The sequence below is a fragment of the Streptomyces spinosus genome (assembly GCF_020400655.1).
Taxonomy (GTDB): domain Bacteria; phylum Actinomycetota; class Actinomycetes; order Streptomycetales; family Streptomycetaceae; genus Streptomyces; species Streptomyces argyrophylli.
The window spans coordinates 143,526-155,565 of record NZ_JAINRC010000013.1 but is presented as its reverse complement, the minus strand read 5'-3'; the positions used below and the strand labels follow the sequence as shown (position 1 = coordinate 155,565).

Genomic DNA, 12,040 nt, shown 5'->3' with positions numbered 1-12,040 from the left:
AAGGATTTACCGGGCGGCCCCGCGGCGGCTGACGGGACGTCAGCGGCCGCCCGGCCGTACCGCCGCCAGGTACGCGGTGAGGCGGTCGCGGTTGCGGGCCAGGCAGTCGATGCGGGACTGGATGCGGTCGATGTGCCCCTGGAGCAGGGCGGCCGTCTGCGCCGGCACGTCCTCGGGAGCCGGCACGAGATGGCCCGGACCGCACAGGTACGGCAGGATCGCGCGGATCATCTCGGTGGTCAGGCCGGAGTCCAGCAGGCCGCGGATCTGTCCGACGCGCGCGACCGCGGACTCCGGATAGCTGCGGTAGCCGTTGCCGGCGCGTTCCGGATGGAGCAGGTGCTGCTCCTCGTAGTACCGCAGCAACCGGGTGGGCACGCCCGTACGGCGGGACAGCTCACCGATCCGCATGCCGGCCTCCCGGACCCTCGCTTGACCTTCACACTGATGTGAGGCTTCGACCATGGTCGCATGACCCTGTCTCCCCAGGTCAAGGGCGGCGGCCTGCCCTGGTCGGGGCTGCTCGCCCTGTCCTGCGCCGCGTTCACCGCCGTACTGACCGAACTCCTCCCGGCGGGCCTGCTGCCCGCGATGGCGCCCCCGCTGGGGGTGCCCGAGTCCCGGATCGGTTTCCTCGTCACCGCCTACGCCGCGGCCTCGTTCGTGGCGGCGATCCCGCTGACCGCGGCCCTGCGCGGGCTCCCCCGGCGGCCGGTGCTGTGCGGCACGCTGCTGGGGTTCGCCGCGGCCGACGCGCTGGTCGCGGTCTCGTCGTCGTACCCGCTCACCGTCGCGGCCCGGCTGCTGGCCGGGGCGACGGGCGGCACGCTGTGGGCGATGCTCGCCGGGTACGCGGCCCGGATGGTGCCGGCCGAACGGCGCGGCCGGGCCATCGCGGTGGTGCTCGCCGGGATCACGCTGGCCCTGGCGCTGGGCGTGCCCGCCGGTACCGCGCTGGCCGGGGCGGTGGGCTGGCGGGCCGCGTTCGGCACGCTCGCCGTGCTCGCCGTAGTGCTCGTGGGCTGGGTACGGCTGCGGGTGCCCGGCTTTCCGGGCGAACCCCCGCACGCCCGCCTGCCGCTGGTCCGGGTCGCCGTACGCCCCGGGATCCGCCCGGTGCTGTCCGTCACGCTGTTCCTGCTGCTGGGGCACCAGGCGATGTACACGTACATCGCCGCGTTCGCCGCACACGCGGGGTACGGCCGTGCGGACGTGCTGCTCGCGGTGTTCGGCTCCGCCACGGTGGCCGGCGTCTGGCTCACCGGCCTGCTGGTCGACCGGAAACCGCGCCCCACCCTGCTCACGGCGCTCGCCCTGGTCGCGGCCTCGCTGCTGCTACTGGGCCTGGGTGCCCGGCCGCCCTGGCCGGGGGCCGGCGCGGTGGCGCTGTGGGGTGTGGCCTTCGGCGGGGCGCCCACGCTGATCCAGACGGCGCTCGTCGACGTGTCGGGGCCGGCCGACGCCGACGTGGCGACCTCGTTGCAGACCACGGTGTACAACGCGGGCATCGCCGCCGGGTCGCTCACCGGCGGTCTGGCGCTGGACGCCGCGGGCGCCGGGGCCCTGCCGTGGACCGCCCTGCCGCCGGTGCTGCTGGCGCTCGCGACGGTCGCGGCCGGGCGCCGGTACGCCTTCCCGGCGCGGCGGCCGGGCGTTGCCGCCGAGGCGAACGGGGCGGGCGGGGTGGCCGTAACGTGTCCCGCCGGAGATCATGCCGTGAGGAGGTGGGCCGATGGTACGGGACAGTGAGCTGCGGTACCTGCGCCGCTGTGTGGAGCTGGCCGAGGAGGCGCTGGACGCCGGTGACGAGCCCTTCGGTTCGGTGCTCGTGGCCGGGGACGGGACCGTGCTGGCGGAGGACCGCAACCGGGTGGCGGGCGGGGACCGCACCCGGCATCCCGAGTTCGAGCTGGCCCGCTGGTCGGCCGCGCACCTGACGCCCGGGGAGCGGGCGGCGGCGACCGTCTACACCTCCGGCGAGCACTGCCCGATGTGCGCGGCGGCGCACGCCTGGGTGGGACTCGGCCGGATCGTGTACATCGTCTCCTCCGTCCAGCTCTCCGGTCTGCTGGCCGAGTTGGGCGTGCCCGCGGCGCCGGTGCGCACACTGCCCGTGCGGGACATCGCGCCCGAGGTGACCGTGGAGGGGCCGGTACCGGAACTGCTGGACGAGGTACGGGGGTTGCACCGCCGCTTCCACGCCGGGAACTCCGGACGCGCCTGACGGTCAGCCGAGTTCGAGCGTGGTGACGCCGAACACCCGCTCCCGGGCGTACGCGCGCACCGGTCCCGTGTACATGCGGGCGGTCTCGAACGAGGGGCGCAGGCCCGCCTCTTCGGCGAGGGCGACGGCGGCCGTGTTCGGCTCGGGCACGTCGATCGCCACCTCGCTGCCGGCCACCTCGGCGGTGAGGGCGGCGAACAGGGCCCGGGCGTCGTCGGCGGTGTCCGCGAAGAGGGGGCCGACGCGCAGGGTGTCGTGGCCGGGGCGGAGCACGCCGTAGCCGGTCGGGCGACCGCCCTCCGCGCGGACCACGGCGCGGTGGCCGGGCGTGCGCAGCCACGTGGCGAGGAAGCGGGGGCGGTCCGCGGGGTGACAGGCGCTGTCGTAGGCGGTGAGGGCGGCCAGGTCGGCGGGCCCGGCCGGGCGGACGCCCAAGGGCGTGCCGGTGCCGGTGCCGGGGGCGGTGCCGGTGAAGCGGATGGTGCGGTAGGCGGGACGGAAGCCGGACTGGCGGTAGTTGGCCTGCTGGGCGACCACCCCGTCGAGACCGACGGTCCGGTTCCCGGCGTGGGCGAGCGCGGTCTTCCACGTGGTGAGTCCGTACCCCCGGCCGCGCAGGTCGGGGCGGACCAGGTAGCAGCCGAGGAAGGCGTAGTCGGGGCCGTGGTTGACGACGGAGACGGCCGACACCGGCTCCCCGTCGATCCGGCCGAGGAAGAACCCCTCGGGGTCCTGCGCGAAGAACGCGGGCCCGTCGGACAGCCCGGGGTTCCATCCCTCCGCGGCCGCCCACCCGCTGATCACCGGCCAGTCGTCGAGGGTGGCCCGCGTGACGACGAGGTCGTGGGGGGTCGCAGAGGTCATCGATGCGCTCCGTCTTCCGTCGGGGTGGGGCTGTCCACACGGCTCGGGCGTGGGCCGGCCGCCCGCAGCATCCTTCCGGATCGGGGCAGGCCGCGCCACGGGGAGATCGGCCGAAGCGGCGGACTCCGTCCCGGGACGGGGAGTCGGCAGACGCCCGGGTACGGAGGGGCCGGCCCCCTCGCGACAGGAGGCCGAGGCCCGGGCCGCGGGGATCGCCCGGATCGGGGCGCGATACCGCCGGCCGACCGGGCTGTGGGCGTCCGGCACGCTGCGCTCCGGGCGTGTGGTGGCGCTGCGCTCCGGGGGGGGCGGCACCGCAGCCTTGTCCGACCGAGAAGCCGTGGATTTCGGCCCTCCCCGCTGCTCGGCCGCCCGAGCCCCGCTCCCCGTGTCCGCCGCAGCGCTCACCGCACCCCGCGGACGTTCCGCATCCAGCGTCCCCGCGGCCCCGGTGCGGCCTGAGCGCGGGAGACGGTACGGGCCCCGCCGGACCGGGGTCCGGCGGGGCCGTGCGGGGGTGGGTCAGTGGGAGCGGCCCGGGCGGAAGCGGCGGTACAGAATCGCACCGGTGAGCAGGAGTGCGGCGCTGCCGGCGACGGCCGGGGTCGTCACGTCGGCTCCCGTGTGGGCCAGTGTGGAGGCAGCCGGGTGCGACCGGACGGGGGCCGGCGGCTTCGGCGCCCGGTGCGTCGGGGCCGGGGTCCGCGGGGCCCGCGTCGGCTGCTCGCCGGGGCCGTTGACCGACTGGTTGCCGTGGGCCGGGTTGCCGACGCCGACGACGTCGACGCTGTTCCCGCTGACGTTGACCGGCAGGTCGACGGGGAGCTGGATGCCGTTGCCCGAGAGCACCCCGGGCGAGTCCTCGGCGCCGCCGTGGGCGAAGGCCCCACCGGACGCGGCCGGCGCCTCGTCCTTCCCCGTGCCGCCGCTCCTGGCACCGCCGGTGTTCGCGCACGCGTTGCCCGCAGCCGGATCGAGCAGCCCCACGACGTCCACCGTATTGCCGCAGACGTTCACCGGCACGTGCACCGGCAGCTGGATGCCGTTGCCGGAGACCAGCCCGGGCGAGCCGGCCGCCGAGCCCTGGGCGTCGGACCCGCCCGCCGCGAAGGCGGTGGACACCGGCAGCGCCACGGCCATCGCGCCGGACGCGGCGGCGACGGCGATCACACCGTTTCGGGTAGCCCGTCTCATAGGTTCCCTGCCTTCCAGACTTCATCGCGAGCACTCACCCGCACCACCTAGAACGGAGCCGAACCAATCGGAGTTATGGCTAATCGGTCTTTCACCCCATCGAGCGGCAGGTTTATCGAACTGCATGTAAAGCGGCTGAAAGATCACCAACAGGGTCAGGGAGGACGCGCAGGCTACACCGGCCGCAGCCGCCCCGCTCGCCCGGAGGCGGGCCGTCCGGGGCCCGCTTAGCCTGTTCCGAGGGTGCCGACCCCGGTCCGCGGCCGGCGCCCCGGGAGGCGAACGATGCTGGCCAAGCTGTCCACACGGCCCGCCGTCCGGCGCTGCGCGGGGGCCTCGGCCCTCGTCCTGGCGCTGCTCGGAGCCGGGCTGCCCGCGGCTGCCGCCGACCAGCCGCAGCCCGACCTGTCACGTTTCTACCGGCAGAAGCTCTCCTGGTCCGCCTGTCCGGGCACGGACACGCCCGAGGACCTCCAGTGCGCGAAGGTCACCGTCCCCCTCGACTACGCGCGACCACGCGCCGGCACGCTCGACGTGGCGCTGGCCCGCTACCGCGCCAGCGGGACGTCCCGGGGCTCCCTGCTGCTGAACTTCGGTGGCCCGGGCGGCGCCGGCATCCCCGCGCTGACCGCCGAGGGCAAGCAGTTCATGGACCTGACCAAGGGCTACGACGTGGTCACCTTCGACCCGCGCGGGGTCGGCCGGTCCTCCCCCGTCAGCTGCGGCGACGGCCTGGCCTCGGCCGGGACGGAGAAGGAGCCCGACGTCAGCCGTCCGCAGACGCTGTTCAAGCAGTTGCGGCAGGCCGCCGACCAGTGCGCCCGGTCCTCCGGCCCGGTGCTGGCACACATCGGCACCGTGAACGCCTCGCGCGACCTGGACGTCATCCGCCAGGCGCTCGGCGACAGCAGGCTCAACTACCTCGGCTTCTCCTACGGCAGCCGGCTCGGCGCGGTGTACGCGGCGCAGTTCCCCGGCAAGGTCGGCCGGGTCGTCCTGGACGGCGTGGACACGCTGACCGAGTCGCCGGCCGAACAGGGGGTGGCGGGGGCCGAGGGGCAGCAGACGGCGCTGGACGACTTCCTGGACTGGTGCACGACGGATCTCGGCTGTCCGTTCGGGCAGGACCGGCGCAGGGCCGGGGACCAGGTGGTCCGGCTGGTGCGCTCGCTCGACGAGAACCCGGTGCCCACGGACTTCGGCGGCACGTTCTCCGGCCAGGACCTGGTGGGCGCCATCGGACAGGGCCTGTACAGCAGGGAGCTGTGGAGCTCGCTGGAGCGGGCGCTGGCCTCGCTGGTCGACGACGGCGACACCCGGCGCGTCCTGGCCTTCGCCACCGGCGGCATCGGCCTGCCCCGCGAGCGGCACCGGACGGACGGCGGGCTGGCCGACACCGAGGACGTCCCGGCGGACAACCTGCCGGCGGCGCTGATGGCGATCAACTGCGCGGACGACCCCGACCGGCCCACCGCGGCACGGCTCACCGAGGACCTGAAGGACCTGCGGGCCGCCTACGACCAGGCATCGCCGGTCTTCGGCCGCTACCGGCTCACCCAGCTGCTGCTGTGCTACGGCCGGCCCAAGGGCACCGACTTCATCCGCGACCGGGTCAAGGACGTGCGCACGGCGAAGATGCTGCTCGTCGGCACGCGCGGCGATCCGGCGACGCCGTACCAGTGGACCGTGGAGACGGCACAGCGGCTCGGCCCGTCGGCCGTGGTGCTCGACAACAAGGGTGAGGGCCACACCGGGTACTCGTCCTCCATGTGTGTGCACCGCAAGGTCAACGACTTCCTGCTGTACGGCTCGCTGCCCGCGAACGGCAGCTCCTGCCCGGCCGACCCGATCCGGAGTGTCACCCCGGACAGCGGCGGCTGAGGGCCGCACGCCACCGGTCGCCGGCCACCGCCGCACCGGCCGGCACCGAACGTGGCGCATCCGGGTGAATGCCGCGCACCGGGGCAACCTCCCGGCCGCGCCGGCCGTCCCTTCCGACAAGGCGCGCCCAGGCCGCCGTACCCCGACTCATCCCGTACCCGACCGCGACAGGGAGCCCGTCATGCGCATGCGCGCCGTCATCGCCGTACCCGCTGCCTCGGCCGCCGTGGCGGCCCTGCTGCTGACCGCCCCGCAGAGCCGGGCCGCCGCCGGCCAGGACCTGCCCGCCCGCTGCGCGGAGAAGGCGCTGACGATCCGGGCGAAGGCCGTGAGCGGTCACCCGACCGTGCTGCGCACCAGCGTCACCAACCGCGGCCCGCGCGCGTGTGTCGTCGACCGGGTGCCCACGGTGACCTTCGGGGACCTGGACGGGATCGCGTTGCCGGTGCCGGAGGGCGGCGCGGGCGGTTACCGGCTGGCGGCGGGCGGCACCGCGTACGCCGACGTGCGGACCATCGCCGACCCGGCGGACCCGGAGGCCCGCCGGGTGGTGGGGGTCGGGGTGGCGGCGTCGGCCGAGCACTGGGGCCGCTCGTTCACCGCGGGACGACTGGGCACCGGGCGCCGGGTGCTGGTCTGGGAGCCGGTGACCACGTGGTGGCAGCGGTCGGCGGCGGCCGCCGACCGTGCCATCGGGCTCGGCTGACGAGTCAGTCGAGCACCAGCTCGGGCGAGTAGAGGTCCAGCCACGCCGCGAGGTCCAGGGTGCGTTCCAGGCCGCGCCGGGCCGCCTGGGTGCTCACCGGTGCCTCGCGTTCGGCGGCCTGCCGGACCCGGTCCCGGTCGACGAGGTCGAAGACGCGGTGGGAGGGCCGGGCGAGCAGGTCCTTGGTCTGCTCCTGCAGGGCGCGGGCGTAGCGGGGGTCCTGCGTGGACGGGTAGGGGCTCTTGACCCGCTCGTACACCGACCGCGGCAGGACGTCCGCCGACGCCTCCCGCAGCAGGCTCTTCTCCCGGCCGTCGAAGGACTTCAGGGCCCAGGGCGTGTTGTAGACGTACTCGACCAGCCGGTGGTCGCAGAACGGCACCCGGACCTCCAGTCCGACGGCCATGCTCATGCGGTCCTTGCGGTCGAGCAGCATGCGTACGAAGCGGGTCAGGTGCAGGTGGCTGATCTGCCGCATCCGGTACTCGAAGTCGCTCTCGCCGTCCAGCCGGTCGATGCCGGCGACGGCGGTGCGGTAGCCGTCGGCGACGTAGCCCTCCAGGTCCAGGGACTTGGCGAGGTCGGCGCGCACCACGCCGGCGTCCTCGCCGAAGTGGCGGCTCATGGTCGTCAGCCACGGGAAGGCGTCGGTGCGGCGCGCCTCCTCGTCGAAGAACTGGAGGTAGCCGCCGAAGACCTCGTCGGCGGACTCGCCGGACAGGGCCACCGTGGACTTCTCCCGGATGGCGCGGAAGAGCAGCAGCAGGGAGCTGTCCATGTCGCCGAGGCCGGACGGCAGGTCGCGGGCCCGGATGACCTGGGCGCGGACGGCGGGGTCGGCGAGGGCCTCGGCGTCGAGCACGATGTCCTGGTGGTCGGTGCCGGCGAGGCGGGCCACGTCGTGCACGAAGGGCGTGTCGGGGGTGCCGCGCAGTTCGTCGGCGACGAAGTTGTCGGTCTGGCCGACGAAGTCGACGGCGAAGCTGCGCACCTTCTCACCCTGCGCGGCGAGTTGCCGGGCGGCCAGGGCGGTCATGGCGCTGGAGTCGAGCCCGCCGGAGAGCAGGGTGCAGCGCGGCACGTCGGCGACCAGCTGGCGGCGCACGATGTCGTCGAGGAGCGAGCGCACGGTGGCGATGGTGGTGTCGCGGTCGTCGGTGTGCGGGCGGGTCTCCAGGCGCCAGTACACGCGGGTGGACAGGCCGGAGCGGTCGACGGTGACGACCGTGCCGGGCTCCACCTCGCGCATGCCGTCCCAGAAGGCGTGGCCCGGCGTCTTGACCATGACGAACAGCTCGCGCAGACCGTCCAGCGTGACCCGGGGCCGGACCAGCGGGTTGGCGAGGATGGCCTTGGGTTCCGAGCCGAAGAGGACGCCGTCGGCGGTGGGCTGGTAGTAGAACGGCTTGATGCCCATGCGGTCGCGGATCATGACGAGCTTGTCGGCCCGGCCGTCCCACACGGCGAACGCGTACATGCCGTTGAGCCGTTCGGCGACGGCGTCACCCCACTCCAGGTAGCCGTGCAGCACGACCTCGGTGTCGGAGTCGGTGGTGAACCGGTGACCGCGGTCCGTCAGTTCCCGGCGCAGCTCGGTGAAGTTGTACGCCTCCCCGGAGTAGACGAGGGCGACGGTGCCCTCGGGGGTCGGCAGCGACATCGGCTGACGGCCGCCGGGGAGGTCGATGATGGCGAGCCGGCGGTGTCCGAGGGCGGCGGGGCCCTCGGTCCAGGTGCCACGGTCGTCCGGGCCCCGGCAGGCCATCGTCTCGGTCATCGCATGCAATGTGGTGGCCTCGGTCGTCAGGTCACGGTCGAAGGAGACCCATCCGGTGATGCCGCACATGCGCTACCTCCTGCCTCCGGCTGCCCGTCGGCCCCGCGTTCACCTGCGCTTTCGCGGTCGCGGAGAACCGTCCGGCAAAACCAGTTGTATCGAGCACCTATATGACGAGCGTCCGCCAGCCGGTCGGCGGAGTCAACGCGGCCGTAACACGGCACACGCGTCCGCCCCATGGTTTCGGCCGCGTTTTGCCTCAGCGAAATCCGCGGACAGGCCCGCCACCGGGCAAGGGGCGACACGAACCGGCCACAGGCAAAAACTTCCTCAAGCGACCCGGACGGCAGGGTCTCGCCACGCCTTCGCGGTCAGAAACGCATCCGGCATCCGCCTCCGTCCGGCCGGACCCTTTTTGTGATCGGCCGCGGGGTCCGCGTCACCGCCGTCCGCCGGGACCGCCGGCGGCGGCCGACAAACGCGTCGAGGCCCGGATTACCCCGAATGCCGTAATCGTGAATCCGCCCTATCGTCGTGTCATGGAGCACGCACTGAGTCCCGTGACCCTCGCCGAACTGAGGCGCCCGCGCCCCTATCCGGCAGTCTCCGTACTGACCCCGACGCACCGTCGCGAACGCGGGAGCGGCCAGGATCCGGTCCGGCTGCGCAACGCGCTGACCGAGGCGCGCAGGCGGCTGGAGTCCGACCCCGCCGTCACCCGTGAGCGGCGCGCCGACGTCGTGGCACAGCTCGACCGGGCCCTCGCCGAGGTCGACCTGACGCATGCCGAGGACGGTCTGGTGATCTTCGCGGCGCCGGGTGAGCACCAGGTCTGGTCCCTGGCCCGGACCGTCCCCGAGCGGGTGGTGCTGTCCGACACCTTCCTCACCCGCAACCTGGTCGCCGCACACACCGCCGAGCGGCCCTACTGGGTGCTGTCCGTCTCCGCGGACCGCGTCACCCTGTGGAGCGGCGGCCCGGACCGGGTCGTGGAGGAACACGGGGGCGGCTTCCCGCTGGAGCGCAGACGGGAGAACTTCGACGCGGAGCGCCAGATGCGGATCGGCGATCTGCCGAGCACCTTCCGCGACGAGGGCACCCGCCAGTTCCTGCGCGAGGCGGACACCGCCATGAGCACGGTCCTGCGCGAACAGCCCCGGCCGCTGTACGTCATGGGCGAGCAGGCGGCGCTGTCGCTGCTGGACGAGGTCGGCACCGTCGCCAAGTGCGCCGTCCACGTCCCGCGCGGCGGCCTCGGACACGCCGGCCCCGACGCGGTCTGGCAGGCGCTGCGCCCGGTCCTGGAGGAAGAGTCCCGCAAGGACACCACGGCCGTGGTCGAGGAGCTGGTCTCGGCGCGCGGTCACCGCACGTACGCGGCCGGGCTGGACGAGCTGTGGCAAAGCGCCCGGGAGGGCCGGGTCCGGCTGCTGGCGGTGGAGGAGGACTTCCGGGCCACCGTCCGCGATCTCGGCGAACATCTGGTGCCGGCCGAGCCCGGCGACCTGGACGCCCGCGACGACATCGTGGACGAGATCGTCGAGCAGTGCCTGGAGACGGGCGCCGAGGTGCGCTTCGTGCCCGACGGCGCGCTCGGCGACGCCCATGGCATCGCGGCAGTGCTGCGGTACTGACCCTGAGGGCCCTGAGGGCCCGTCCTTGCGTCGGCGTACGCTACGGCGTGATCGTCGGCGTAAGGGAGCGCACGCATGGGTGACCTGCTGGGTGTGGCGGTACTGGGTGCCGGACACATGGGGGCCGATCACATACGACGGCTCGACCAGGTGGTCAGCGGAGCCAGGGTCGCGGCGGTGGCCGACCCCGATGCCGAGCGGGCCGCGTCAGCGGTGGCCGGGCTCGACGGGGTCAGTGTGCACCCGGACCCGGTCGCCGCGCTCGACGCGCCCGGTGTCGCCGCCGTCCTGATCGCCTCGCCCGGCCCCGCGCACGAGGAGGCGCTGCTCGCCGCCTTCGCCCGGCGGCTGCCGGTGCTGTGCGAGAAGCCCATGGTGCCGGACTCCGCCGGCGCCCTGCGGATCGTGGAGGCTGAGGCGGCGCTCGGCCGCCGGCTGGCACAGATCGGGTTCATGCGCCGCTACGACGCCGAGTACCGGCGGCTGAAGGCCCTGCTGGACGGGGGCGGCCTGGGCCGGCCGCTGATGCTGCACTGCACGCACCGCAACGTCTCCTCGCCCGCCGGCTTCACCAGCGCCATGCTGATCAACAGCTCCGTCTCGCACGAGATCGACGCGGCCCGCTGGCTGCTCGGGCAGGAGCTGACGGCGGTCACCGTGCTGCGGCCCACGCCGGCCGCGGGCGCGCCCGAGGGCCTGCTCGACCCGCAGTTCGTGCTGTTCGAGACCGAGCGGGGCGCCCTGGTGGACGTGGAGGTCTTCGTGAACAGCGGCTTCGGCTACCAGGTGCGCTGCGAGGCCGTGTGCGAGGCGGGCAGCGCCCGGATCGGCGACGAGCACACCATGGTGGTCACCACCCGGGGCGGCGCCCGGGAAGAGGTGGCGCAGGACTATCTCGTCCGCTTCGCCGACGCCTACGACCGTGAGGTGCAGGCGTGGGTCGACGCGACCCGGCGCGGGGAGGTCACCGGGCCGGACGTGTGGGACGGCTACGCGGCGTCCGTCGTCGCCGAGGCGGGGGTCCGCGCGCTGGAGACGGGAGGGCGGGTCGCCGTCGACCTGGCCCCGCGTCCGGACCTGTACGCCACCGCGAGCCGCTGACGCCGGGCGCGGGCGGCCGGGGCCGTCCGGCCGGCCGGCGGCCGAACCGCCGCCGCCCGGGGATCGCCGCCTCACACCCCGCCGAACAGCGCGCTCAGCCCCCGCTCCACCACGTCCGCCACGTCCTCCTGCCCGCCCGCCACCACCTCGTACGTGCGCACCAGGAAGTGCCGCAGCGACGACGCCGGGAAGAGCAACAGCGCCATGCCGTGCGGCGAGTGGAACTCCACGACCGTCCGGGTCCGCCCGTACGGCCATATCTGCACGTCCCCGTGGCCGGCCGGGGCCCGCAGCCCCTGGTCGAGCAGGGTGCGCGCGAAGGTCCAGGTGACCTCCTCGCCGTTCAGCGCGGCCTCGGCGGGGAAGTCCACGAACACGGCGAGGGGGTCGTCGGCGGTGTAACGCAAAGTGGCGCACACCGGGACCTCCTGGTCCTGGGCGGTGACGAGCCGGGCCTCGGCGAGCTGTTCGACGGTGAAGTCCATGCTCTTAAGGAGTCGGCGCGGCCCTGTCGCATGCCGCCAATTCCGGTCAGACTTCGGCAGGTACCGGCCGCTCCGCATCGCGATGGAACGCATGAGCGTCGAACACGCGCTTGAAGTCTCGGGCGGGAAAGCGTCGACTGACTCAACTCGCGTATTGGCGCTACGACTTGACCA

Annotated in this window: 11 protein-coding genes; 6 read left to right on the top strand and 5 right to left on the bottom strand. The window is 74.1% G+C overall.

What is annotated here, in order from left to right; translation table 11 throughout:
* Positions 1 to 39: 39 nt before the first annotated feature.
* Entirely contained in the window at positions 40 to 411 is a 372-nt protein-coding gene (locus tag LG395_RS24875) for a MerR family transcriptional regulator (protein WP_225811256.1), read from the bottom strand.
* A 60-nt stretch (positions 412 to 471) separates the two neighbouring features.
* On the opposite strand from LG395_RS24875, the gene LG395_RS24870 reads away from it, so the two are divergent.
* Positions 472 to 1,749, top strand: a complete 1,278-nt coding sequence (locus LG395_RS24870) for an MFS transporter (RefSeq protein WP_225811255.1) — start codon at positions 472 to 474, stop codon at positions 1,747 to 1,749.
* Positions 1,733 to 2,224: a nucleoside deaminase gene (locus LG395_RS24865; protein WP_171158944.1), complete on the top strand. Its 492-nt coding sequence runs from the start codon at positions 1,733 to 1,735 to the stop codon at positions 2,222 to 2,224. Before LG395_RS24870 ends, LG395_RS24865 begins: the two co-directional genes overlap by 17 nt.
* 3 nt (positions 2,225 to 2,227) lie before the next feature.
* Here LG395_RS24865 and LG395_RS24860 read toward each other — a convergent pair whose 3' ends face one another.
* Positions 2,228 to 3,088: a GNAT family N-acetyltransferase gene (locus LG395_RS24860; protein ID WP_225811254.1), complete on the bottom strand. Its 861-nt coding sequence runs from the start codon at positions 3,086 to 3,088 to the stop codon at positions 2,228 to 2,230.
* 522 nt (positions 3,089 to 3,610) lie between these two features.
* Positions 3,611 to 4,282 carry a chaplin gene (locus LG395_RS24855; RefSeq protein ID WP_263982979.1) on the bottom strand — a complete coding sequence of 224 codons (672 nt, stop codon included), beginning with the start codon at positions 4,280 to 4,282 and terminating at the stop codon, positions 3,611 to 3,613.
* 285 nt (positions 4,283 to 4,567) lie between these two features.
* Here LG395_RS24855 and LG395_RS24850 point away from each other — a divergent pair, with 285 nt between their 5' ends.
* Entirely contained in the window at positions 4,568 to 6,163 is a 1,596-nt protein-coding gene (locus tag LG395_RS24850) for an alpha/beta hydrolase (RefSeq protein ID WP_225811253.1), read from the top strand.
* A 181-nt stretch (positions 6,164 to 6,344) separates the two neighbouring features.
* Complete coding sequence (locus LG395_RS24845) at positions 6,345 to 6,869, top strand: DUF4232 domain-containing protein (RefSeq protein WP_225811252.1); 525 nt, start codon at positions 6,345 to 6,347, stop codon at positions 6,867 to 6,869.
* A 4-nt stretch (positions 6,870 to 6,873) separates the two neighbouring features.
* On the opposite strand, the gene asnB is transcribed toward LG395_RS24845, so the two are convergent.
* A complete protein-coding gene (gene asnB, locus LG395_RS24840; protein ID WP_171158939.1) occupies positions 6,874 to 8,715 on the bottom strand; it encodes an asparagine synthase (glutamine-hydrolyzing) in 1,842 nt (613 codons plus the stop codon).
* A gap of 470 nt (positions 8,716 to 9,185) precedes the next feature.
* Here asnB and LG395_RS24835 point away from each other — a divergent pair, with 470 nt between their 5' ends.
* Together LG395_RS24835 and LG395_RS24830 are read left to right on the top strand one after the other, a co-directional pair.
* A complete protein-coding gene (locus LG395_RS24835; protein ID WP_225811251.1) occupies positions 9,186 to 10,280 on the top strand; it encodes a baeRF3 domain-containing protein in 1,095 nt (364 codons plus the stop codon).
* 75 nt (positions 10,281 to 10,355) lie between these two features.
* Positions 10,356 to 11,381, top strand: coding sequence for a Gfo/Idh/MocA family protein (locus LG395_RS24830; protein ID WP_225811250.1), 1,026 nt, complete (start codon positions 10,356 to 10,358; stop codon positions 11,379 to 11,381).
* Between the two features lie 71 nt (positions 11,382 to 11,452).
* Here the strand turns inward: LG395_RS24830 and LG395_RS24825 are convergent, their stop codons facing one another.
* Complete coding sequence (locus tag LG395_RS24825) at positions 11,453 to 11,866, bottom strand: SsgA family sporulation/cell division regulator (protein WP_225811249.1); 414 nt, start codon at positions 11,864 to 11,866, stop codon at positions 11,453 to 11,455.
* Positions 11,867 to 12,040 lie beyond the last annotated feature (174 nt).